General features: G+C 68.8%; 22 protein-coding genes. 8 read left to right on the forward strand and 14 right to left on the reverse strand.

Annotation, left to right across the window (positions count from 1 at the left end; translation table 11 throughout):
* Positions 1–155 precede the first annotated feature (155 nt).
* Positions 156–611, reverse strand: coding sequence for a peptidylprolyl isomerase (locus IFS44_RS07695; protein WP_056406711.1), 456 nt, complete (start codon positions 609–611; stop codon positions 156–158).
* 108 nt (positions 612–719) lie between these two features.
* Here IFS44_RS07695 and mgtE point away from each other — a divergent pair, with 108 nt between their 5' ends.
* Complete coding sequence (gene mgtE, locus IFS44_RS07700; RefSeq protein WP_031440994.1) at positions 720–2,129, forward strand: magnesium transporter; 1,410 nt, start codon at positions 720–722, stop codon at positions 2,127–2,129.
* 43 nt (positions 2,130–2,172) lie between these two features.
* Entirely contained in the window at positions 2,173–2,589 is a 417-nt protein-coding gene (locus IFS44_RS07705) for a DUF1489 family protein (protein WP_192098068.1), read from the forward strand.
* Between the two features lie 9 nt (positions 2,590–2,598).
* Here IFS44_RS07705 and IFS44_RS07710 read toward each other — a convergent pair whose 3' ends face one another.
* The 6 genes from IFS44_RS07710 to IFS44_RS07735 all read right to left on the reverse strand — a co-directional run bounded on the left by IFS44_RS07710 (position 2,599) and on the right by IFS44_RS07735 (position 8,238).
* The gene (locus IFS44_RS07710; protein ID WP_192098069.1) at positions 2,599–3,291 is read right to left on the reverse strand and encodes a GIN domain-containing protein; all 693 of its coding nucleotides are present in this window, start codon (positions 3,289–3,291) and stop codon (positions 2,599–2,601) included.
* 52 nt (positions 3,292–3,343) lie between these two features.
* Complete coding sequence (locus IFS44_RS07715; protein WP_192098070.1) at positions 3,344–4,075, reverse strand: head GIN domain-containing protein; 732 nt, start codon at positions 4,073–4,075, stop codon at positions 3,344–3,346.
* 147 nt (positions 4,076–4,222) lie between these two features.
* Positions 4,223–4,756 (reverse strand): CarD family transcriptional regulator, encoded by a 534-nt coding sequence (locus IFS44_RS07720; RefSeq protein WP_031393647.1) that lies wholly within the window; start codon positions 4,754–4,756, stop codon positions 4,223–4,225.
* Positions 4,757–4,974: 218 nt separating this feature from the next.
* Positions 4,975–5,316, reverse strand: a complete 342-nt coding sequence (gene fdxA / locus IFS44_RS07725; protein ID WP_031393648.1) for a ferredoxin FdxA — start codon at positions 5,314–5,316, stop codon at positions 4,975–4,977.
* A 119-nt stretch (positions 5,317–5,435) separates the two neighbouring features.
* Positions 5,436–5,753, reverse strand: a complete 318-nt coding sequence (locus tag IFS44_RS07730) for an RNA-binding S4 domain-containing protein (RefSeq protein WP_244650036.1) — start codon at positions 5,751–5,753, stop codon at positions 5,436–5,438.
* The gene (locus tag IFS44_RS07735) at positions 5,746–8,238 is read right to left on the reverse strand and encodes a helicase-related protein (RefSeq protein WP_192098071.1); all 2,493 of its coding nucleotides are present in this window, start codon (positions 8,236–8,238) and stop codon (positions 5,746–5,748) included. The genes IFS44_RS07730 and IFS44_RS07735 overlap by 8 nt, the downstream gene beginning before the upstream one ends.
* A gap of 242 nt (positions 8,239–8,480) precedes the next feature.
* Between IFS44_RS07735 and IFS44_RS07740 the strand changes: the two genes are divergently transcribed.
* Both IFS44_RS07740 and IFS44_RS07745 read left to right on the forward strand, forming a co-directional pair.
* Entirely contained in the window at positions 8,481–10,010 is a 1,530-nt protein-coding gene (locus IFS44_RS07740) for a peptidoglycan DD-metalloendopeptidase family protein (RefSeq protein WP_192098072.1), read from the forward strand.
* Between the two features lie 240 nt (positions 10,011–10,250).
* Positions 10,251–10,862 carry a BLUF domain-containing protein gene (locus IFS44_RS07745; protein ID WP_192098073.1) on the forward strand — a complete coding sequence of 204 codons (612 nt, stop codon included), beginning with the start codon at positions 10,251–10,253 and terminating at the stop codon, positions 10,860–10,862.
* 43 nt (positions 10,863–10,905) lie between these two features.
* On the opposite strand, the gene IFS44_RS07750 is transcribed toward IFS44_RS07745, so the two are convergent.
* The 5 genes from IFS44_RS07750 to IFS44_RS07770 form a co-directional block, all read right to left on the reverse strand.
* On the reverse strand, positions 10,906–12,597 hold the full coding sequence (locus IFS44_RS07750; protein ID WP_192098074.1) for an ATP-binding protein: 1,692 nt from the start codon (positions 12,595–12,597) through the stop codon (positions 10,906–10,908).
* 88 nt (positions 12,598–12,685) lie between these two features.
* Positions 12,686–13,405, reverse strand: coding sequence for a TIGR02186 family protein (locus IFS44_RS07755; protein WP_052149151.1), 720 nt, complete (start codon positions 13,403–13,405; stop codon positions 12,686–12,688).
* Between the two features lie 38 nt (positions 13,406–13,443).
* Positions 13,444–14,358 carry a sulfite exporter TauE/SafE family protein gene (locus IFS44_RS07760; RefSeq protein ID WP_037529957.1) on the reverse strand — a complete coding sequence of 305 codons (915 nt, stop codon included), beginning with the start codon at positions 14,356–14,358 and terminating at the stop codon, positions 13,444–13,446.
* 43 nt (positions 14,359–14,401) lie between these two features.
* Positions 14,402–15,622 carry a hypothetical protein gene (locus IFS44_RS22170; RefSeq protein ID WP_244650037.1) on the reverse strand — a complete coding sequence of 407 codons (1,221 nt, stop codon included), beginning with the start codon at positions 15,620–15,622 and terminating at the stop codon, positions 14,402–14,404.
* Positions 15,588–16,967, reverse strand: a complete 1,380-nt coding sequence (locus IFS44_RS07770; protein ID WP_192098075.1) for a glycosyl transferase family protein — start codon at positions 16,965–16,967, stop codon at positions 15,588–15,590. Before IFS44_RS07770 ends, IFS44_RS22170 begins: the two co-directional genes overlap by 35 nt.
* A 306-nt stretch (positions 16,968–17,273) precedes the next feature.
* On the opposite strand from IFS44_RS07770, the gene IFS44_RS07775 reads away from it, so the two are divergent.
* Both IFS44_RS07775 and IFS44_RS07780 read left to right on the forward strand, forming a co-directional pair.
* Positions 17,274–20,003: an ATP-dependent DNA helicase gene (locus tag IFS44_RS07775; RefSeq protein ID WP_192098204.1), complete on the forward strand. Its 2,730-nt coding sequence runs from the start codon at positions 17,274–17,276 to the stop codon at positions 20,001–20,003.
* Positions 20,004–20,013: 10 nt separating this feature from the next.
* Positions 20,014–20,553 (forward strand): SixA phosphatase family protein, encoded by a 540-nt coding sequence (locus tag IFS44_RS07780; protein WP_031396398.1) that lies wholly within the window; start codon positions 20,014–20,016, stop codon positions 20,551–20,553.
* Between the two features lie 18 nt (positions 20,554–20,571).
* On the opposite strand, the gene IFS44_RS07785 is transcribed toward IFS44_RS07780, so the two are convergent.
* Complete coding sequence (locus IFS44_RS07785; protein ID WP_192098076.1) at positions 20,572–21,096, reverse strand: YceD family protein; 525 nt, start codon at positions 21,094–21,096, stop codon at positions 20,572–20,574.
* Positions 21,093–21,599 carry a ubiquinol-cytochrome C chaperone family protein gene (locus IFS44_RS07790; RefSeq protein ID WP_031396396.1) on the reverse strand — a complete coding sequence of 169 codons (507 nt, stop codon included), beginning with the start codon at positions 21,597–21,599 and terminating at the stop codon, positions 21,093–21,095. Before IFS44_RS07790 ends, IFS44_RS07785 begins: the two co-directional genes overlap by 4 nt.
* Before the next feature lie 129 nt (positions 21,600–21,728).
* Here IFS44_RS07790 and IFS44_RS07795 point away from each other — a divergent pair, with 129 nt between their 5' ends.
* Together IFS44_RS07795 and IFS44_RS07800 are read left to right on the forward strand one after the other, a co-directional pair.
* Entirely contained in the window at positions 21,729–22,238 is a 510-nt protein-coding gene (locus IFS44_RS07795) for an outer membrane protein assembly factor BamE (RefSeq protein ID WP_031396395.1), read from the forward strand.
* A 57-nt stretch (positions 22,239–22,295) separates the two neighbouring features.
* A complete protein-coding gene (locus IFS44_RS07800; RefSeq protein WP_192098077.1) occupies positions 22,296–23,870 on the forward strand; it encodes a lysine--tRNA ligase in 1,575 nt (524 codons plus the stop codon).
* The last annotated feature ends 14 nt before the right edge of the window (positions 23,871–23,884 follow it).

Raw genomic sequence — 23,884 nt, forward strand, 5'->3', positions numbered from 1 at the left:
GATGTACGGTTGAGAGAGGATCAGGGTAGCAACCGCGACGCGCTTCTGACTTGAAGCGCGTTGCGGCTAAGCCTCGCCGTCGGACGGAGCTTTGCTCCGCCGGCCGGCTTCGACTGTCTCCGACGCAGCTTCGCTGCGCCGGTGCAGTCTTCAGCTCAGGCTGCGCGTGCCTTCACAATCTTGCCGGGTGCGCGCGGCGGCTCGCCCTTGGGGAGCGCGTCGATCAGCTCCATGCCGTTGGTGACTTCACCCCAGACGGTGTACTGCTTGTCGAGGAAGCGCGCGTCGTCGAACACGATGAAGAACTGCGAGTTCGCCGTGTCGGGCTGGTTGGTGCGCGCCATCGAGCACACGCCGCGGACATGCGGCTCGGCCGAGAATTCCGCCTTGAGGTTCGGCTTGTCCGACCCCGACATGCCGGTGCCGGTGGGATCGCCGCCCTGCGCCATGAAGCCCGGGATCACGCGGTGGAACACGACGCCGTCATAGAAGCCGTCATTGGCCAGCTCGACGATGCGCTCGACGTGCTTCGGGGCCAGATCGGGGCGCAGCTTGATCGTCACGTCACCGCCGTCGAGGGTCAGCGTCAGCGTTTCGGGGGTATCGGCCATTGGGTCTTCTCCTGAATTGATGCGCGGCAGATAGGGATTCACCCCGCGACTGGCAAATGCATGCGCAGCGCGTTAGGGCCCAAGCGCACGCTTTTAAGGGAGGCAGCCATGAGCGAACTCGAGCTTCCCGAGGTCGAAACCGAGACCCAGCCCGAAACCCAGCTCGATCGCGACGACCGGTTGCGGCCCGAGTTCGTCCGCGCCGTGCTCGACGCGGTCGAGGACGGCGACAATGCGGCGGCGCGCGCGCTGGTCGAGCCGCTGCACCCCGCGGACATCGCCGATCTGTTCGAGCTGACGCCGCAGGAGGATCGCGCGGCGCTGGCGCGCGCGGTCACCGATCTGCTCGACGGCGACGTGTTCGCCGAGATGAACGATTATGTCCGCGAGGATCTGATCGACGCGCTCGAGCCGCACCAGGTCGCCGACCTCGCCTCCGAACTCGATACCGATGACGCGGTCGCGATCATCGAGGACATGGACGAGGACGAGCAGCGCGCGGTGCTGCGCGCGCTCGATCCCGACGATCGTGCGGCAATCGAGGAGGCGCTGAGCTACCCCGAGGAATCCGCGGGCCGCCTGATGCAGCGCGAGCTGATCGCGGTGCCCGAGCACTGGACCGTCGGCGACGCGATCGATTATCTGCGCGGTCACGAGGAGCTGACGACCGATTTCTGGGAAATCTTCGTCGTCGACCCCGCGCACAAGCCGATCGGCACGTGCCAGCTGTCGTGGATGCTGCGCACGCCGCGCGGGATCGCGATGGCCGATGTGATGAAGCGCGAACAGACGCTGATCCCGGTCGACATGGACCAGGAAGAGGTCGCGCTCCGCTTCCAGAAATATGCGCTGATCTCTGCCGCCGTGGTCGATCATGGCGGCCGGCTGGTCGGCATGATCACGGTCGACGACATCGTCCACATCATTTCCGAAGAGGCGGGCGAGGATACGCTGCGCCTGGCGGGTGCAGGCGACGGCGACATCAACGAGCCGATCCGGCTGACGGTGCGGACGCGCTTCACCTGGCTGGTGGTCAATCTGGGCACCGCGATGGTCGCATCGTCGGTCGTCGGGCTGTTCCAGGGGACGATCGCGAGCTTCGCTCTGCTCGCGGTGCTGATGCCGATCGTATCGGGGATGGGCGGCAATGCCGGGACGCAGACGCTCGCGGTCGTGGTCCGCGCGCTCGCGACCAACCAGCTGACGAGTTCGAACACTAAGCGGATGATCGTCCGCGAATTCCGGATCGCCACGGCCAATGGCGTCATGCTGGGCACGCTGATCGGGCTGGGCACCTATGTGATCTTCCGCAACACCGACCTGTCGATCGTGATCGCCGCGGCGATGCTGACCAACAACATCACCGCAGGGCTTTCCGGCGTGCTGGTCCCGATCACGCTCGACAAGTTCCGGATCGATCCCGCGGTCTCGTCGGCGGTGTTCGTGACGACGATGACCGACACGATGGGGTTCTTCTCGTTCCTCGGCCTTGCCAGCCTGTGGGGGCTGCACGGTTGACGTTCCGGTTGACTGGCGGGGATTAGCGCCCATTTCCAGACGGATGCCGCTTCACCTCACCAAAGTCGCGTTCGGCGCGGACAGCGTCGACCATCTGGCGGAGCGCCTGCGGCTGCGCGGTGAGGAGGGCCCCGTGTTCCTCACCACCCGCTACCTGCCCAAGCGACACGAGGAGGTGGCGGGGCCGGTCGGCGAAGGCGGCTCGATGTACTGGATCCTGAAGCACCAGCTGATCGCGCGGTCGCCGATCCTGGGCTTTGGCGAGGCGGAGGGCGGACGCGTCGCGATCCATATCGACCCCAGACTGGTGCTCGTTCAAGTGCGGCCGAAGCGCGCACATCAGGGGTGGCGGTATCTGGAGGGTGCCGATGCGCCGCTCGACCTGGGGGGCGACGCGACCGGGCTCGACATCATGCCGCCCGCGCTGATGACGAAGCTCGCCGAACTTGCGCTGATCTAGCCTGCGCGGCTAGCGGCCGCAGATCACCGGGCCGGTCGCCGCGGCGCGGACCGTGCAGGCGGCGGTGCCCGCGACCGTGACCGAGCCCGCACCGCCGTTCGTCACCTGCGCGGTGCGGCGCGCCGAGGCGCGGGTTTCGCCGACGCCGTCCTGCATGACGACGAGATCATCGACGGCAAGTGCGGTCGCGTCGATCAGCCCCGGACCACTGACGGTCAGACGTGCGCGGGCGCTGCGCCCTGCGAGCGTCATCCGCCCGGTGCCGATGACGGTGGCGTTCAACTGGTCCGCCTGCACATCGTTCACCGCAACGCTGCCCGCACCGCTGACCGCGAGGTCCAGCCGCATCCCCTTCATGCGATCGATCGTCAGCCGCCCCCCCGCCACGACACTGGCAAAGGCGAGACGCGGGGTGGACAGCGTCACGATTACCGGGCGCGGCGCCCCTGTCTCAGGGCGCTCGCCCCAGCGGCTCGTGCTCCGCCGGACCGACAGCGTCGCGCCGTCGACTCGGATCTCGACCGCCTCGGTCGCATGCGGATCCCCCGAGACCTTTGCGGCGGGCGATCCCGTGACGAGGCACACGTCGAACGGACCGTCGATCCGGACCCGCTCGAAGCTGCCCACCGACACGCTACGATCGGCCGCGGCCGCGGCGACGGGACAGGCAAACAGGAGCGGCAGGGCAAGAAAACGGATCATCGCCCGATCGTTGCCGCTTCGACGCACCGACACAAGCCGCGCGCGCAGCGGGTCACGGTGTGCAGCGGACCGAGCCGGAGCCCATCTTGGACACGGTGCACCGTGCCGCGCTGCCCAAATCGACATCGCCTGACCCCATCATGTCGACGGTGGCAGGGCCATCGACGACCGCGCGGACGCTGCCCGAGCCGGCGATCTCGACCCGCGCGGAGCGGGCCTTGAGCCCGGCTGCGTCGACATCCCCCGAGCCCGCGATCGAGACTGCGAGCGCCCGCGCGGATCCTGCCGCCGAGACGCTGCCCGAGCCCGCGATCGAGACGGCGAGATCATCGACCTTCACCGCCGCGACCCCCAGGCTGCCGGACCCTGCGACATTGGCTGCGAATCGCGTTCCCTCGACCCGGTCGATGGTCATGTCGCCCGATCCCGATATCGCCGCCGCCGCCAGCCGTGGCAGCGTGACGAAGACCTTGACCTTGCCCGATCGGCCCCAGCCAAAATCCATATTCTTGCGCCGCCCGATCTCGAGCGTGTCGCCTTCCCGCTCGATCTTCAGCCGGTCGAGCAGCTCGACCGGTCCCTGGGCGCGCACCGAAAAGCCCGTGCCTACGCGCACATCGACGTCACTCGCACCGCGCAGGTCGATCGTGCTGAAATCGCTGACCATATAGGTACGGGTCGTGCCGGTGCCGCTCGGCGATGCCCCCGCCCCGTCATCGTCCCCCGACCAGCTGAACGAGCAGGCGGCAAGCGGCATCATCAGACCGAGCGCGAGATACTTCATGGCATCCTCCTGTGTATTGCCCAAACAATACACCCGATCGGCGAGAGGCGGAAGCGGAATCCGTGGTGGTCATCGGCCGGCGGGCCATAAACGCAAAAGGGCGGCCCCGCGGGACCGCCCTTGCGTCATCGAACGGAGCGCCAGCGGTCAGGCGGGCAGCTTGTCCTTGTTGTAGATCGCGGCAGCGGCGCGGAGGATGTCGAGGATCTTCTCCTGCGCCTTGGGCTCGTCAATCTCTTCCATCGCGGCGAGTTCGCGGGCGAGACGGCTGGTCGCACCTTCGAAGATCTGACGCTCGGAATAGCTCTGCTCGGGCTGGTCGTCGGCGCGGAACAGGTCGCGGACCACTTCGGCAATCGACACGAGGTCGCCCGAATTGATCTTCGCCTCATATTCCTGCGCGCGGCGCGACCACATGGTGCGCTTGACCTTGGGCTTGCCCTTGAGCGTGTCCATCGCCTCGCGCATGGTCTTGTCCGAGGACAATTTGCGCATGCCGACGCTTTCGGCCTTGTTGGTCGGAACGCGGAGCGTCATGCGCTCCTTCTCGAAACGGAGGACGTAAAGTTCGAGCGTCATGCCGGCGATTTCCGAGCGTTGCAGCTCGATCACACGGCCGACTCCGTGCTTTGGGTAAACGACGAAATCACCGACGTCGAAGGACAGTGCCTTGGCAGCCATTGGGGGCCTTTCCGGATCAATGCCTCCACGCGGTGCCACAGCGACGCGTTCGCCGGATTGCACCGTGGAGGAATAGGGTTCGAACATACTCCAGGCGGACGACTTGACATATCGCGCCCGTCACGGACCCAATTACCATCTTTGCAACAAAATTACCAGCCGATCGTGACAGCCCTCGTGCCCCAATCCGCCATAAAGACACGAATTTCGCGCGATTTTCAGTCGCCGGCGCCGGGTTCGGGCGAGAAATACTTGTCGAACTTGCCCTCAACGCCCTTCATCGCGTCCGCGTCGGGCGGCGTCTGGTTGTCGTTGCGGGTAACGTTGGGCCACTGCGCAGAGAAGGTCGTGTTGAGTTCGAGCCACTGCTCCAGCCCGCTCTCGGTGTCGGGCAGGATCGCCTCGGCGGGGCATTCGGGTTCGCACACGCCGCAGTCGATGCACTCGCTGGGATTGATCACCAGCATGTTCTCGCCCTCATAGAAGCAATCGACCGGGCACACTTCCACGCAATCCATGTACTTGCAGCGGATGCAGGCATCGGTGACGACGTAGGTCATTGCAGAACTCCTGGGCCGGATTCCTTCCCGGCGACGAACGGCCTGCGACTATGCGCGCAGGCCCGTCGCGTCAATCATAGCAAGCCTTCTGCGAGACGTTATCAGGCTTTGCCGCCGGCTTATCCTTCCCCGCCAGGGGGAGGATTCGGTTGGTCGAGGGCGGGGGTCTGGCCGGCGATCAGGTCTTGATAGCACGCCTGCGCTTCGGGGGCGGGACCGCGGCGTGTCGGCAGTGCCTCGATGCGGATCACGCGGACGCGGTCGTTGGCGGCGAAGGTGAGGACGTTGCCGATCCGGACGGGACAGTGTGCGCGGTCGATCGCGCGGCCGTCGATTCGCAGATGCCCCTTCTCGGCGATCGCCTGGGCCGCGCTGCGCGTCTTGGCGAGCCGGACGAACCACAGGAACCGATCGATCCGCATCGCGCCTTCACCCATGGCGGACCAGTGCGGCAAGCCCGGCAAACGCGTTCTGCCGCGACGGGTCGATCGGCGTCGCAGGGACGGCGCGCGCGGGCGGGCGGCCGCGCCAGACCCAGCGCGGCGTGTCGCCCGCCAGCGCCTTGAAGCCGAGCTCGGCCATCAGCCGCTCGATCGACGCGGGCTCGAGGCCGATCGAGGTCGCGAGCGCCGGGTCGGGCGCGAACGGTGCGCGGCCGGTGCGCGAATCATGCGCGGCGCGGGCGATACGCTCGATCAGGTCGACGCGCACCGCCTGAAGCCCCAGCGGACGAAACCCGGCCTCGAGCGTCGCGCCATCACTGCCGCGCGCGAGCACGGTCGCCCCGTCGCGCGGCGCGGTGATCACCGTCCCGCGGATGCCGGCGAGGATACGGCGCCAGCGCGCCGGCTCGGGCTTGAGCAGGCGGATGTCGAACAGGTCGAGCGCGCCGACCATGATGCCGATCTTGCGCAACCGCTTGCGCTCGTCGGGATCGACCGCTTCGAGCGCGAGCCGCATCGGGAGGCGGGGGAGGATCCCGCCCGCTTCCTCGATCGCGCTGGCGACCGCGCGCAGCGCCGGGGTCGCGTCCGCGTCGCGGCTGAGCGCGGCAAGATCGACGAGCACCGCGAGCCGCCGCTTGAGCATCGCCGCGAGCCAGCGCGACAGGCGCGTCTCGATCCGCTCGCGCGCCGCCTTGTCGAGACAGTCGAGCGCGCGATCGAGGATCAGTTTCGGGCGGGCGAAGGACGGGCCAGCGCCGAGTCGGGCGACCGGATGCCCCGCCCAGACGATCTGCGCCGACTCGTCGAGCGCGATGTCCGCATCCGGCGCATCGACGAGCGACTGGCCGCGGCGCGTGCGTTCGCCCGCCAGGCGCTTTTCGGCGGCCGCGAGCAGCAGGCGCTTGTCGCTGGCGCGCGCGTCGGCGGCGACGGTGAAGCGGAAGCCGTCGAGGCGGCCGATCGGGTGATCCTCGACCATCACCTCGCCCTCCGGACCGATCACGACGGGGAGCGACGCGGCGTCCGCGCCGATCTGACGCATCAGCGCGGTCGTACGCTTGTCGACGAAGCGCTGCGTCAGACTGGCATGAAGCGCATCGGACAGGCGCTCCTCGAGCGCGGCGGTGCGTGCGGCCCAGTGCGCGGGCTCGGCGAGCCAGTCGGCGCGCTGCGCGATATAGGCCCAGATCCGCGTCGCCGCGATCCGGCCCGCGATCACCGGCACGTCGCCCGCAACCGTGTCGAGCCGCGCGATCTCGTCGGCGAACCATTGGTGCGGGATATGCCCCCGCCCCTCGCTGAGATGCCCGAACACGCGCGAGACAAAGCGCGCATGCGGGTCGAGCCCGACCTTGCGGAAATCGGGGATGCCGCACGCCGCCCAGAGCCGCGCGACCATCTTCGGGTGCCGCGTCCGTTCGCGCACCCAGCCCTCCTCGGCGAGCCGCTTGAGCACGCCGAGGTCGAGCGCCTGGGGGGCGGCACGCAGGACGCCTGCGGGCGGACGCGCCTCGAGGCTCGCGACGAGCGCGTCGATGCTGGCGAAATCGGGTTCGCCCTGACGCCAGTAGAGATTTTCGAGTCGGGGAAAGCGGTGCTCCTCGATCGCGAGCACCTCTTCGGGGAGGAATGCGCCCGGCCCGTCGTCGGACAGCGCGCCGAACGTGCCGTCGCGCTGGTGTCGGCCGGCGCGGCCCGCGATCTGCGCCATCTCGGCGACGGTCAGGCGACGCTGGCGCTTGCCGTCGAACTTGTTGAGGCTGGCGAAGGCGACATGCGCGACGTCCATGTTGAGCCCCATGCCGATCGCGTCGGTGGCGACAAGATAATCGACCTCGCCCGCCTGGAACATCGCGACCTGCGCGTTGCGGGTCCGGGGTGACAGCGCGCCCATCACCACCGCGGCGCCACCGCGCAGCCGGCGGAGCATCTCGGCGACGGCATAGACCTCCTCGGCCGAGAAGGCGACGATCGCGGACCGCTTGGGCAGGCGGCTGATCTTCTTGGCGCCCGCATAGGTGAGCGTCGAAAAGCGCGGGCGGTTGACGATCTCCGCCCCGGGCACGAGCGCCTTGATCATCGGTCGCAGCGCCTCGGAGCCGAGGATCATCGTCTCCTCGCGTCCGCGGGCACGGAGCAGCCGGTCGGTGAAGACATGGCCGCGCTCCGGGTCGGCGCCGAGCTGCGCCTCGTCCAGCCCGACGAACGCGACGTCGCGGTCGGGCATGGATTCGGCGGTGCAGAGCAGCCAGCGCGCATCGGGCGGCATGATCTTTTCCTCGCCGGTGACCAGCGCGACGCGGTTCGCGCCCTTGATCGCGACCACCCGGTCATAGACCTCGCGCGCCAGCAGCCGCAGCGGGAAGCCGATCATGCCGCTGGAATGCGCGCACATCCGCTCGATCGCGAGGTGCGTCTTGCCTGTGTTGGTCGGCCCCAGGACCGCGGTCACGCCGCCGGACACATCGTCACTCATAGCCCAGAACATCGGGCGTTAGGTCGCGCGGCGCAATGACCGGCAGGACAAGTTCGCCGTATTCCGCACACAGGCTTCCGTCCGCCCCCGCCGCACCACGCCTCGTCGTCGTGCGTGGCTGGCGTGCGGCGGGTTAATTTGACTTTAGGACCCTTGCTGCACAGGACTCCGACCCGCGCCGGGGGGAACGGCGAGCCTGGCCGGAAATGTGCGCCAGGAATTTGGGCCACGAGGTGCGCGACGTGTATCTAGGGACGGAGCAGGAACTGGGGCTGGCCGGCGGCATCGACGCCCGAGGTTTCGGGCGCGCCGCCACCACCGGTTCCGACGCAATTCCCCGGGGCATCACGCGGTTGCACGACGCCGCAGCACGGATCGACTGGGTGCCCGATCTGGGCAGCGCGATCGGTAGTGCGACGTGGTGGCGCGGCCTCGCGACCTGCACCGCGCTGTGCGCTGCGACCGTCATGCTCGCCCCCGGCTTTCGTCCGCTGACCGGCGGCGTCCCCGCACCGCTGGCCGGTTCGGCACGCGAGCAGGCGCGGGCACTGGCGATCGCGCCGCTCGGCCAGGGCGCGGATACGGGGCGGCGGATGGCGGCGAACGACCTTGTCGTGCCGCTCGCGCAGGCCCCCGAACGGCCGAGCGTCGATCTTGCCGCGACACTGGGTCAGGGCGATGCCTTCGACCGGGTCCTGATCCGCGCGGGCGTCAGCCGGCGTGACGCCAGTGCTGCATCGGCGCTGATCGCGCAGACGGTCGATCCCGGCGCGATCCCGGCGGGCACGCGGATCGCGCTGACGCTGGGCCGGCGCGCGGATCGCACGGTAGCCCGCCCACTCGAATCGCTCGCGGTGCGCGCACGGTTCGACCTCGACGTATCACTGCACCGCACCGCAGCGGGTCTGGCGATGACGCGCACGGCGATCGCGGTCGATCGCACTCCGCTACGGATCCAGGGGCTCGCCGGATCGAGCCTCTACCGGTCGATGCGCGCCGCCGGTGTGCCCGCCAAGGCGGTCGAGACCTATATCAAGGCGATCGCGACACGGCTGTCGATCGGGCGCGACGTCAGCGCGACGGACCGTTTCGACCTGATCGTTGCCCGCGAACGCGCCGCGACCGGCGAAACGCGGATCGGCGCGCTGCTGTTCGCCGGGATCGACCAGGGACGGCGCACGCTGCAACTCGTCCGCTTCGCACCGGCCGCTGCGACCGACCCACAGGCGGATCCGGACGCGGTAGAGGGTGACGACGCTGGCCGCGGCGGCTGGTTCGACGCCAATGGCCAGACCGAACGCCGCGCTGTGTCGGGCATGCCGGTGATCGGCCGCATCACGTCCGGTTTCGGCCTGCGCGTGCATCCGCTGCTCGGCTTCACGCGGATGCACAAGGGACTCGACATCGGGGCGCCGCGGGGCGCGCCGATCCACGCGATGACCGACGGGGTGGTGAGCTTCGCGGGCCGGACCGGCGGCTATGGCAATTTCGTCAAGCTTGTCCACGGCGGCGGTCTGGCGAGCGGCTATGGCCATATGAGCCGGATCGCGGTCGCATCGGGCACGCGCGTACGCCAGGGCCAGGTCATCGGCTATGTCGGCTCGACCGGTATGTCGACGGGGCCGCATCTTCACTGGGAAGTGTGGAGGAACGGCGGCGCGATCAATCCGCGATCGGTATCGCTGGCGAGCGCGGCACAGCTGTCCGGCCCGGCACTGCGCGCGTTCAAGGCGCGAGTCGCCCGCCTGCTCGCGGTCCGCACCGGCACCTAGGGACGCGCGTCGCGCCGTACGAATCTGCATCCGCCGCCGAGTCCCGGCAGATGCCCGTGTCGACCGCGTGCACTATTGATCGATCATCTTTCCGAATTCGCACAGACTAACGCGCTGTCGGTCCCGATCACGGACGCAGATCCCATACTAAAGTCCGGTTCGTAGTTCTACGATATTACAGTTCTGTCATGCACCATGCTAGGCGGGATGCACCATCGCTTTACCGGATATGTGACGATCATGCAGACAGGGCTCTCCTCGACCGCGACCGGACGGCTGATCTCGATCCAGGGCTATGTTCCGGGACGCGCGCTGCGCCGCGAGCAGGACTGGACCCTGCGGGGTGCCAGCCGGCCGCAACCCCGGCCGACACCCGTCACCGCGATCCGGCCGGCCCGCGCGACGCCCGTGCCGGCCTTGCGGACAGTGCTGTATCTGAGCAAGATCAAGCCCGATATCGCGATGGATCAGCGCGCGCTGATGGAGATCGTCAACGACTCCCGCGCGCGTAACGCACAGGCCGGCATCACCGGCGCGCTGATCATCACCGATCTGCACTTCGTCCAGCTGGTCGAGGGACCGGATCCGGCGATCTCCAATCTGCTCGCGCGGCTGAGCGCCGACCGGCGCCATAGCGACGTGACGATCATCACGGACATGGTCGGCCTGGACCGGGGGTTCCGGCGCTTTTCGCTGGCCTATTCGGGTCCCGACACGTTCGTCGACCAGCAGCTCATCCCAATGCTCGCCACCCCGAACGGGCCCGGCAAGTCGGAGATCGCATGCCGCCTGATCAACCGGCTGCGGCTGATGGCGGACAACGAGATCCACGAAACCGACTATGCCGCCTAGGCGCCGCCGCGAGTAGCACCCGCCACGACGACCGGCGGCCTGCTCACTTGCCCTGCGCGCGCCATTTCAGGATCGTCCGGTCGATGATCTGCTCCTCGCCGCCGACATCGCGCCACAGCGCCGAGAAGAGCGGATCGCTCGAGGCGGGGCGGCGCGTGTCCTCGAGATCGTCGAACGCGACGCGGATCGGGATCGTCACGCCCTCCCCGCAGATAATGGCCTCGCGATTGCGCAGCGCGGGGATGGATTCGAGAAAGCCGCGTGCGCCCTCGGGCATCGCCGCGCGGACAAAGGCCTGATCGCGTTCGTTGTTGAGCCGCATCGCGACGATCGTCCCGCACTGCGACAGGACGCCTTCCGCCAGATCGGACGGGCGCTGCGTGATCAACCCGAGCGAAACGCCGTATTTGCGACCCTCCTTGGCGATCCGTCCGAGGATCCGCCCGACCGAGCTCTCCGCCTGACGGTCGTTCGGGATGTAGCGATGCGCCTCCTCGCAGACGAGCAGGATCGGTCGCTGCGGCTCGTTGCGCGACCAGATCGCGAAGTCGAACGTCATCCGTGCGAGCATCGCGACGACGACGGCGGTGATGTCCGACGGCACGCCCGATACGTCGATGATCGAGATCGGCCGGCCGTCGCCGGGCAGGCGGAAGATGCGCTGGAGAAACGCCGCCATCGTGTCCGCGACGAGCATCCCCGAGAACATGAAGCCATAGCGCGGATCCGCCTTGATCTCGTCGATCTTGCCCTTGAGCCGCAGATAGGGGCTGGTGTCGCCGGCGCGGTCCATCTTGCCCATCTCAAGGCTGATGATGCCGGTCAGGTCGCTGAGCAGATAGGGGATCGGCGCGTCGACCGTGAGCTTTGCGATCGCCTGGCCGAGCCGGCTCTTCGCACGGGCGGCAAGCAGGCATTTGGCGAGGATGTCCGCATCGAACTGGCGCTGTTCCCCGGTGCTGGTCAGGAAGACCTCGCAATGCTCTTCGAAATTCATCAGCCAATAGGGCATTTGCAGGTTCGACACGTCGTGGATCGCGCCGTTCGTGCCAAAGGCCGCGGCATATTCGCCGTGCGGGTCGATCATCACGATATGCCCCTGCGGCGCGAGGTCGCAGATCCGGTGCAGGATCAGCGCGGCAGCGGTCGACTTGCCCGTGCCGGTCGAGCCGACGAGCGCGAAATGCTTGCCCAGCATCGCATCGACATACAGCGCGGCGGGAACGTCGGCGGTCGGATAGACGGTGCCGATCGCAATGTTCGCGCGGTCCTCGGCGGCATAGACCTCGCGCAGGTCGCGCGTCGTGACCGCGAACACCTCGCAGCCCGGCATGGGATAGCGCGTCACGCCGCGGCGGAATCCGTACAACGCGCCGGTCGCCCGGTCCTCATCCCCCTCGCCAAGGAAATCGATCTCCCCCGCGATGACGCCGCCCATCGCCGCCTCGAGCGCGAGCGAGCGGACATTGGCGATGATCCATGAGGTGCCGACCCGGATCTTGACCTGGCTGCCGACCTGGCCGGCGGCGGCGAGCACCGCGTCGGGGTGCGCGAGCAGCGGCGCGATCGCGGTCCGGTCGAGCAGGACCCGGCTGCTGGCCCCGGCGATCGCGGATATGACGCCGATCGGGGCGTCGGCCTGTCCCCCCGGTGGTGCGTCCGGCCCCGCGCCATCCGCGATCGCCGCGGTGGCAATCGCCCGCTGGAACAGATGGGCGGCGGGCATGTCGGTCATAGGCGGTCGGTCCTCGATCCTCCGGCTTTTGCCAGAAGTCCGCAGTCATGCCGCGCACGGGTAAAGAATGCGTGAGCGTCCGTGGGCCTCAGACCCGGCGCGCGATCCAGCCGGCCGCCCAGCCGAGAAAGATCGAGAGAAAGACCGCGACCAGGCCATAGGCGATCGCCGACCGGTCGGCCGCGCGCGCGACGAAACGTTCGAACCCCGATTTGCGGATGTCGATGTCGCGCACCGCCGCGGCCAGCACCCGGCCGTCGCGGATCAGGAAGGTTTCCGCGGTGAAGCGCCCGACTGGTACGCGCGCGGGCACCGACACCCGCGCACGGTACAGCACGTCATCGGTGATCTCGACCGCGCCCGGCGCCTCGTAATACAGCCCGGCACGCCGTTTCAGGTCGACCAGGCCGCGCTGGAACCGGTCCTGCGTCGGAATCGGCGCGCTCGAGGCGGGCGACAATTGCAGGCTGTCGAGGCCGAGTTCGTAGATCGCCCGGGTGCGGTCGTCGACCAGCCGCCCGATCGGCTTGGACGAGGCGATAGCATAGAAACTGGGCGCGGACCGATAGCGCAGCCGCGACGTGTTGACCCAGATGCCAGCGACCTTCTCCTTTTCGCGCATCACGATCGACTGGGTCGGCCCCTTGACGACGACGACGATGTCGGTGGGACTCTCGCCGCTCGGCAAGCGCCCGCCGGGATAGAGGATCGCGCCGAACAGCAGCAGTTCGGCGCCGGTGAAGCTGTAGGCGATCTCGATATTGCGCTGCGACACGTCGGGGACGAGCACCGGCTTGGCCTGTGCCATCAGCAGCGGCGCGAGCAGGAGAAGCGGCGCGCCCGGCTTCACGACAGCGTGACCGAGAAGATCTCCTCGGGCCGCCACACCAGCCCGAGCACGATCCGTGCGCCGACGAGCAGGACCATCACGGCGAGCCCGAGACGGAGATATTCGGGACGGAATTTGGTCGCGAACCGCGCACCGATCTGCGCGCCGACGACCGAGCCGATCAGCAGCAGCCCGGCCAGCACGATGTCGACCGCCTTGGTCGTGGTCGCATGCACCATCGTCGCCACCGCGGTGACGAACAGCGTCTGAAACAGCGAGGTTCCGACCACGACCGACGTCGCCATGCCGAGCAGATAGATCATCGCCGGCACCAGGATGAACCCGCCGCCGATCCCCAGCAACATGGTCAGGATCCCGGTCGAAAAGCCGAGCAGCAACGGCGCCAGCGGCGAGATATAGAGGCCCGAGGCGTAGAATCGCGTGCGCAGCGGCAGCGCGGCGACCAGCGGGTGATGGCGTCGCTTGCGCGGCTTGGCGGGGCGGCCGGTCCGCGCGCGGCGGATCGTCCCGATCGATTCGCTCGCCATCATGCCGCCGATCGAGCCGAGCATCACGACATAGACGATCGCGATCACGGTATCGATCTGGCCGCTCTGCTGGAGCAGCCGGAACAGCCAGGCGCCGAAGAACGCGCCCAATATGCCGCCTGCGACGAGGACGCCGCCCATCTTCACGTCGACGCCGTTGCGGCGGAAATGCGCGAACACGCCCGACACGCTCGCCCCGGTGACCTGGCTCGCGGACGAGGCGGCGGCGACGGTCGGCGGGATGCCATAGACGATCAGCAGCGGCGTCGTCAGAAAGCCGCCGCCGACCCCGAACATCCCCGACAGGAGCCCGACACCGCCGCCGAGCAGGATGATGACGAGCGCATTGACCGACAGGTTTGCGATGGGAAGATACAGGTCCACGCGCGTCGTTATACGCAAACCGGCCGCGGGGGCTAGCGGCGGCCTAGAAGTCGCTGCCGACCGAGAGTGCGGGACCCGAGCCGGGGCGGGCGGTGCCGACGATACGCTGGCGCCAGTCGAGCGCGAGACGGACCGATCGTCGGCCGAGCGGCAGCGCGAGCCCAAGCGACGGACCGAGATCGCCCCGTGCCGCGCCCCGCTGAGCGCTCACCCATGCGCCGACCCCCGCGTCGAGACGGAGCCCACCGCGTTCCGCGACGCCGTGCGTCACGCGCGCGGCGGCATCGACGAACCCTTCGACGCCGTCGCGCACGATCGCCCCTGCTTGACCATAGGTCTCGATCCGCGCGCCCGGTGCGATCTCGGCGGGGCCGTAGCCTGCGATCACGCCGACCGTCGGGCCGCCGCGGCCCCCGTCGAGGACGAAGCGCTGTTCGGCGATCAGACGGACGGGCCAGCGGGTCGGCCGCCATTCGATGCCGAGGGCCGCCTCGCGTCCGCGTCCCTTGAACGGCGCTGCCAGCCGCGCGGTCAGCCCGAGCCGCCGCGATGGGTCGATTCCGTAGACGGCCCGCACCCCCGCCTGCGACGCGCCCAATTGCCCCCCCGATACCGTACCCGACGCGCCACCGCGCGCGAGCAGCCAGCTGCTGACGCTCAGCGGCGCGTGCGAAGTTGCACGGGTCGCGCCGATCGCGGCCGGACCGAGCGGCGGGAGCATTGCGATCCGGCCCTGCCGGTCGAGCGCGAGGTCGGGCTGGACGTCCATAGCGACTTGGGCGTCACGATCTGCAGCGAGCGTCGCGCGAACGTCAGCGGAGCGCGCACGCCGGTTCATGATGACCGCGGCGAGCACCGGCGCGGCGCGGGCATGGCTGCGCGACGCGTGGGCACCATGCCCGATGGTCCAGTAGGGCGGTCGCGACGGCGTGACACGCCGGTCGGGGCGGTGAGCCGCGGCAGCAGTGATGTTCGCATCGGCGGTGGCGCGACGATGGTCGGTAGTAGCGATACCCACGGCGCGGGCTGCGGGCGAAGCTTGCCGATCGTGCCGCGTGCCCGCCACGACAGTAGGACGCTGCAGGCTGCCAGATTCGCCGGGCGACAGCACCCCCGCCGCATAGGGCGACAGCACCATGATCCGCATCACGACCCACGCGCCGAGCGCGGCGGCGAGAAAACGGAGCGGCCGCCCGCCCTTCACCCGTGGCGCAGCGTGCGCGCCCCGCTCACCCTCCCGACGATCGGAGATCGGGAAATTCATGCCGGGTCTTGTCCCAGACCAGCGCCGCGCCGCGCAGCATCGCAATATAGCGGACCACGGCGCGCGGCGCGGCGATCAGGCTGATGACATTGCCGACGACGAAGCGGGGCAGCGACCAGAATGCCTCGGCCAGGCCGTAGATGCGCGCGGTGAAGGCCATCCGCATGCCGAGCCGCCACACGAGAAGCCCGATATTCGCCCCCGCCAGCCAGACGACCGGCATCGCCGGCCAGCCCTGCGCGGCCGGGACCATCGCATGAACCAGGAACGTCAGCGCCCAGGCGGTCAGCCCGACATAGGCCGCGGCCAGCACGACCATGCTGAGCGGCGCCCGCCGGTCGCGCATCCGCATCCAGTGATCGGCCAGCGCCTGCGGACGGGCCCAGCCCGTCCGGTCCCAGCCCGCCAGCGCGATCCCGGTCATCCAGCGCGCCTTTTGCCGGACGGCGGCGTCGAAGGTCGCCGGGAAGAACGCCCGCACCGCGATCAGCGCGCCCGCATCGTCGACGATCCGCGCAAACCGTCCAGCCCCGCCGAGCTGGGCGATCCGCAGCCCGAGCTCATAATCCTCGGTCAGGCTGGACGCGTCGAACGGATCGCCGTCGCGGGTCGCCGCCACGGTATCGAGGATCGCGGTGGACATCGCACACCCCGTCCCCGCCAGCGGCATCCCCGCACCGAGTGCGGTACGGATAACCAGCTGCTTCATATGCGCTTCGGCGAACTCATCGGCATAATGCCCCGACACGAGCCGCGAGCCGCGCTTGACGAGCGGCAGGACGGGCAATTGCACGACGGCATAATGATCGATCAGCGAATCGAACACGCGCAGTTCGAGCGGGTGCACGACGTCTTCCGCATCGTGCAGCACGACCGCCTTGGTCCGCCGCCCGTCGCGATCGTCGGCGCGGCGCAGCGCATGCCAGAGCGTGTTGAGGCAGTCCGCCTTTGTGGTCGGTCCGTCGCGCTGGCCGATGACCAGGCGGATCCGAGGATCGCGCGCCGCCACGCGCGCCGCGGCGTCGATCGTCGCGCGGTCGTTCGGATAGAGTCCGACGAAGATGCGGTAATCGTCATGGTCGAACCGCGCCACCGCCGCCGACAGCATCGCGCCGATCACCGCCACCTCATCCCAGGCCGGCACGAAGACCGCGAGCTGGCCGGGCTCCGACGGCGTGGGCAACGCGTCCATGCCCGGCAAGGTCGACGGTCCGCGCCAGATTTTCCAGACAAAGAATGCGATGTCGACCAGGAGGTCATCGATGCCGCCGATCAACAAGCCGACCGCAGCAAATGCCACCGCCTCGCGCACGATGATATCGATGATTCCCAGCGACTCGCTCATCGGCCCTCTCCCCGGGAAAGACTATCCGCTGTCCCCGCCGTAACGGACCAAACATGATCCGTTTCGGACAGGTGTCGGCCGACCGATCGTCAGAATATTGGAATGACTTGGCTCGTCCGCCGGCCGATGCTGAAAATTGCACCGAATGAACATCGCCCGGCACGCTGCCCGGTGCGCGACCCAGCGTCAGTTCGGCAGGGCGGGGACGGCTCCTCATCACCGACGAGACCCACGTACAAGCCGGTATTGCGGCTTTTCGACACGGCGAGGTTGCCAATTCGTTCCGCATCGCGCACGGTCGGCAACGTGCTTGCCTACCCCGCCCTTCACGCCAGCCATGGCGGCATCTGGGTCGCGCAGGGCGGCGAGACGCGCGGGATCGGGCGTGGCGAAGCGATCCGGATCGCTGCCGATACCCCCGTCATCCTGCTCAACGCCGCGCTGATCGGCCAGCGTCTGGGCTATGCCGATCTGTCGGGACTCGACCTGCTCGAACTCTATGCGTTCCTGCGCCCGGCGCAGTTCGCGGTGCCGACGCCAAAGGGCATCGCCCGCGTCACCGGCCTCGACCTGCCGACCGACGATGCCGATGTCGCGCCGTTCCTGTTGCGCGCCGCCGAAGCGATGCTGGCGCTGACCGACGCGGCCGACTGGCCCGAGCGGGAGGGGGCCTGGACCGCGGCGCAGTCGCTCTACCGGTTGCGCTGGCCCTGGGCGCCGGTGGTCGCCGAACGGCTGGCCAAGCCGGCGGTCAACGAACGCTGGCTGTTTTCGAAGCTGCCCGAATGGGAGGAGCAGGCCCCGCGCCCCGCGCCGCGGACGATCGCGATCGAGCCGGGTGATGCCGAGGCGCGACTCGACGACCTGACCGGGCATGGCGCGGAGGAACGACCGGGGCAGCGCGCCTATGCCGCCGCGGCGACGGCCGCGTTCGCGCCGCGGGCGGTGCGCGATTCGCCCAATTTGGTGCTGGCGGAGGCGGGGACCGGGATCGGCAAGACGCTCGGCTATCTCGCCCCCGCCTCGATCTGGGCGGAAAAGGCGGGCGGCGCGGTCTGGATCTCCACCTATACCAAGGCGTTGCAGCGCCAGTTGGGACGCGAGACCGAACGGCTCTTTCCCGATCCCGCGATCCGCCGGACCAAGGTCGTCACGCGCAAGGGCCGTGAGAATTATCTCTGCCTGCTGAACCTCGAGGACGCGTTGCAGGGCGGCTTTGCGGGACGGGCGGCGGTGCTCGCGCAGCTCATCGCGCGCTGGGCCGCGTATAGCGCGGACGGCGACATGGTCGGCGGCGACCTGCCCGGCTGGCTGCCGACGCTGTTCCGTCGTAACGGATCGACCGCACTGACCGACCGGCGCGGCGAATGCGTCTATGCCGGCTGCCCGCATTACCGCAAATGCTTCATCGAACGCGCGGCGCGCGCCTCGACCGATGCCGACATCGTCATTGCCAACCATGCGCTGGTGATGGTCAACGCGGCGCGCGGACGCGAACTCGCGACGCGGCCGACGCGTTATGTGTTCGACGAGGGGCATCACATCTTCGACGCCGCCGATTCGATGTTCGCGACCGCGCTGACCGGTGGAGAGACGATCGAGCTGCGCCGCTGGATCATCGGTCCCGAGGGCAGCAGCCGGGGACGGCGGCGCGGACTGGCCGCGCGGCTGTCCGATCTCGCCAGCTATGACGAGGCAGGCAATCGCGCGATCGGCGAGGCGGTGGCCGCGGCCGGCGCGCTGGCGAGCGAGGGCTGGCTGCAGCGGATCGGCGAAGGCGCGCCGTTCGGGCCGATCGAGGAGCTGCTCGCCGCGGTTCGCGGGCTGACCTATGCGCGCGCCGAACAGCCGGGCGATGCCGGCTATGGACTGGAAACCGAACTCGCCGAACCCGATCCGACGCTGATCGAAGCCGCCGCGCCCGCCGCCGCCGCGCTCGACGCGCTGGTACGCCCGCTGGTCACGCTCGGCCGGCGGCTCGAGGCGGTGCTGAGCGAGGCGCCCGACTGGCTCGACGGGCCGGCGCGCGCGCGCGTCGAGGGCGCGATCGCGTCGATCGGGTGGCGCGCCGAGACGGTGGCGGCCTGGCTTTCGCTGCTGGCGCGCGTCGGCGGGCCCGCGGATGCCGATTTCGTCGACTGGCTCGCGGTCGACCGGGTCGAGGGACGCGAATTCGATATCGGGCTGCATCGCCGCTGGCTCGACCCGACCCGCCCGTTTGCGGAGGTCGTGCTGAAACCCGCGCATGGCGCGCTGGTGACGTCGGCGACGCTGACCGGGGGCGGCAGCGCGGAGGAAGGCTGGCAGATCGCCGAGGCGCGCAGCGGCGCACCGCATCTCACCCGCCCGGCCGCGCGATTCGCCGCGCTCAGCCCGTTCGACTATGCGACACAGGCCGAGGTGCTGATCGTCACCGACGTCAAGCGCGGCGATGTGGGCGCGCTGGCCAACGCCTATGCCCGGCTGATCGTCGCCTCGCGCGGCGGGACGCTGGGGCTGTTCACCGCGATCCGCCGGTTGCGCGGCGTGCATGGCCGGATCGCCGACCGGCTGGCGCGCGAAGGGTTGCCGCTGCTCGCGCAGCATGTCGATCCGATCGATACGGGCACGCTGGTCGACATCTTCCGCGATGACCCGGGCGCGTCGCTGCTCGGTACCGATGCACTGCGCGACGGGGTCGACGTGCCGGGCGAATCGCTGCGGCTGGTGGTGATGGAGGGCGTGCCCTGGCCCAAGCCGACCGTGCTGCATGCCGCACGACGGCTTGCGGGTGGTGGCGCCGTGTATGACGACCGGCTGATCCGCGCGCGGCTGGCGCAGGCGTTCGGCCGGCTGATCCGGCGTGCGGACGATTCCGGCGCGTTCGTCATGCTGTCCGCGGCGATGCCGTCGCGGCTGCTGAGCGCGTTCCCGCCGGGCGTACCGGTGACGCGCGTCACGCTCGACGAAGCGGTGACCCGAGTCGCGGCACGGCTTTCCTCGCGCGCCGCCTTGAGGCATGAGGCGGGCGAACCGGCCCGAGGACCCTTATCATGACGCCCGAGCCATGAAGACGCTGACGCTGCTGCGCCATGCCAAGTCGGGCTGGGACGACACGGTCTCGCGCGATTTCGATCGGCCGCTGAACGCCAAGGGCCGCCGCGCCGCGACGATCATCGGGCGGCAGATGCGCACGCTGTCGCTCGCGTTTGACCATGTCGTTGCCTCGCCGGCGGTCCGTGTCGTCGAGACGCTCGACGAGATCGTCGCGGGCTATGGACGCACGCTGGCACCCGATTGGGACCGGCGGCTGTATCTGGCGTCGGCGGGGACGATCCTCGACCTCGTCCGCGACCTGCCGCGCGGCGTCGATCGCGCGCTGGTGATCGGGCATAATCCGGGGCTCGAGGATCTGGTCCTGCTGCTGACCCCCGACGTGACCCACCCGTTCCGCGACGCGGTAGAAGACAAATATCCGACCGCAAGTCTTGCCGAGCTGCAGTTCGACATCGACGACTGGGACGATCTGACGAGCGGGTCGGCGCGGTTCACCCGCTTCGTGCGGCCGCGCGATCTCGATCCGACGCTGGGGCCCGACGCAGACTGACGAGTCGGGCCGGACTCGTCAGCCCTTGCCCTCGAGCTTCGCCTTCAGCCCCGAAAACGCGTTGACCGGCTGATATTCGTCCTCGCTGATCACCCCGGCGGCGCGCAGTGCGGCCGCGGCGTTGGGGCCGCGGGGAAAGGGATCGAGCGCGAGCGCGAGCGTCTCGGCCGCCGCTTCGCCCAGATCGACCGCACCGCCATCGATCGGCACGGTGTCGAGCGCATCGTCCGACAATTCGATCTCGCCGTCGACCGCGCCGAAATCATCGACGAAGCGCAGCGCGACGGGTTCGTCGATCGTCGCGGTGAGCGGTTCGTCGGTCACCGAACAGGCCTGCACGACCTTTGCCGTCACATGTCCCTTGGCGACGATCCCGGCGGTGTCGCGACGGATCGTGAAGTGCGCCTCGAGCAGGTCGACCGACAGGATCGCAAACCGCGCGGCGAGCTTGCGGCGCTCCTCGGGCGTCGCGGCGAAGGTCACGCTGCGATCGCGCTCGCCGATCGTGTCGAGTCGCTCGGGGCGGCTGAATTCGGGGGTCATGGCAGCTCTCCGGCGAGTAGGGTAGATAGCGGGACGCCCGCGAGTGCGGCGTGGAAGTCGGTGAGGGCCGTGCGGACATGCGCAAGTGCCGCGGGCGCGGGCGGATCACCGCGATAGAGGTTGCGGACCAGCGGTGCGTCCAGATCACCCGTCGCGAGCCCGTCGCGATAGGCACCGAGCCGCCCGCCGAGCATGCTCATCATCCGGCCGATATGCTTGCCGACGATGATGTCGCCGATTCCGAGCTCGCGCAGCTGCCCGTCCATGTCGTCGACGAAGCGTTCCGCGAGTCGCGCGGCGGGCTCACCCCCCGATGGCTCCGATTCCATCCGCAGCATGACGAGCGCGAGGACCGCGGCGATCATGTCGAAGCGGCCGTCGACCGTGTCGGGCACCTGCCCGTCGCGATACCAATGCTCCGCGCGCGCGCGCTGCACGACCGCAGTATAAAGTGGCAGCGCCTCGTCGTGCTTCTCGCCCAATAGCCTGCCGAACCAGCCCAAATCCTGTCGCCTTCCCGTCGCCAATGCGCGGCGGCTTGTTTGCCTGCGCAACCTCGCATATCGAGGCGATCCGCGGCCGATGCAATCGTGCTGCCGCCAGTATCGCGTGACCCCGCCCCGGGAGAGTATATGAGCGTCCTTTCATTCCGCCTGACACGCCGTACGGCCAGCGTCGCGGCGCTCGCGCTCGTCGGCCTGACGAGCGCTGGCTGCACGCAGCTTCGCTCGCATCAGGGCTATGTGGTCGATGTCGACCTCGTCAACTCGGTCCAGCCCGGCGTCGACAACCGTCAGTCGGTGCTCCAGACGCTCGGCAAGCCGACGCTCGCGGGACAGTTCGACCAGGGTGACTGGTATTATCTGGCGCGCGACAGCCGCAACCTGGCGTTCCGCAACCCGCGCCCGAACGCGCAGATCACGCTGCAGATCAGCTTCGACCAGCAGGGCACCGTCACCGCGATCCGTCGCGGCGGGCTCGACCAGGTCGCGTCGATCAGCCCCGATGGCAAGACGACGCCGACGCTGGGTCGCCAGCGCGGCTTCTTCCAGGATCTGTTCGGCAATATCGGCTCGGTCGGTGCACCCGGCACGGGCGGCGGCGGTGGCGCCAATACGGGTACGGGCCGCACGCGGCCCTAACGGTACCGGGCGGTCGCGGACTTTGCAGACTCGTGCCTTCGCGCTAGGGCGCGGGGCATGACCGACGAGCTCCGCACCGCCGCCCTGGAATCCAAAGCCTGGCCGTATGAGGAGGCACGCAAACTCCTCAAGCGCTATCCGCAGGGCAAGCAGGACGCGCCGATCCTGTTCGAGACCGGCTATGGCCCGTCGGGGCTGCCGCATATCGGCACGTTCAACGAGGTGCTGCGCACGACGATGGTGCGCAACGCCTTCCACGCACTGAGCGATACGCCGACGCGGCTGATCGCGTTTTCGGACGACATGGACGGGCTGCGCAAGGTGCCCGACAACGTCCCCAATGGCGACATGCTGCGCGAGCATCTCGGCAAGCCGCTGACGCAGATCCCCGATCCGTTCGGGACGCATTCGAGCTTCGCCGCGCACAACAACGCGATTCTGCGCGAATTTCTCGATCGCTACGGCTTCGATTACGAGTTCGCGTCGTCGACTGACTATTACACGAGCGGTCGCTTCGACGAGGCGCTGAAGGGTGTGTTGCGGCATTTCCAGGGCATACAGGACGTGATGCTGCCGACGCTCCGCGCCGAGCGCCGCGCGACCTATTCGCCGGTGCTGCCGATCTCGCCGACCAGCGGCATCGTGCTGCAGGTGCCGATCGAGGTGATCGATGCCGAGGCGGGCCTGATCGCGTTCGAGGATGAAGGCCAACGGATCGAGCAGAGCGTGCTCGGCGGCAAGGCCAAGCTGCAGTGGAAGGTCGACTGGGCGATGCGCTGGGTCGCGCTCGGCGTCGATTACGAGATGGCGGGCAAGGACCTGATCGATTCGGTGACCCAGTCGTCGAAGATCGCGCGCGTGCTCGGCGGCCGCCCGCCCGAGGGCTTCAACTACGAGATGTTCCTCGACGAGAATGGCGAGAAGATCTCGAAGTCCAAGGGCAATGGCCTGAGCCTCGACCAGTGGCTGACCTATGGCCCGCAGGAATCGCTGGCGTTCTACGCCTATCGCGAGCCGAAAAAGGCCAAGTCGCTGCACATGGGCGTGATCCCGCGCGCGGTGGACGAATATTGGCAGTTCCGCGGCAATTATGGGACCCAAGACCTGAAGCAGAAGCTCGGCAACCCCGTGCATCACATCCATGACGGCAAGCTGCCCGAGGGCGAGCTGCCGGTGACGTTCGGGCTGCTGCTCAACCTCGTCGGCGTGATGGGCGATGCGAGCAAGGCGCAGGTCTGGGGCTATCTGGCGAACTATGTCCCCGATGCGTCGGCGGAGAGCTATCCCGAGCTCGACAAGCTGATCGACCATGCGCTGGCGTACGGCCGCGATTTCGTCGCGCCGACGCTCAAGCGGCGTGCACCCGAAGGGGGCGAAGTAGCGGCGCTCGAGCGGCTCGATGCCGAACTCGCCGCGCTGCCCGCCGATGCGAGCGCTGAGGATGTGCAGAACATCGTCTATGAAATCGGCAAGACCGGCGGGTTCGAAACCCTGCGCGACTGGTTCAAGGCGCTGTACGAGACGCTGCTCGGCTCCGAACAGGGGCCGCGCATGGGCAGTTTCATCGCGCTGTACGGGATCGACAATTCGCGCAAGCTGATTGCGGAGGCGCTCGCCCGCCCCGCTGCCTGACACTCCTTACGAGG

Origin of the sequence: Sphingomonas sp. CFBP 13706 (assembly GCF_014842355.1) — a bacterium.
GTDB classification, from domain to species: domain Bacteria; phylum Pseudomonadota; class Alphaproteobacteria; order Sphingomonadales; family Sphingomonadaceae; genus Sphingomonas; species Sphingomonas aerolata.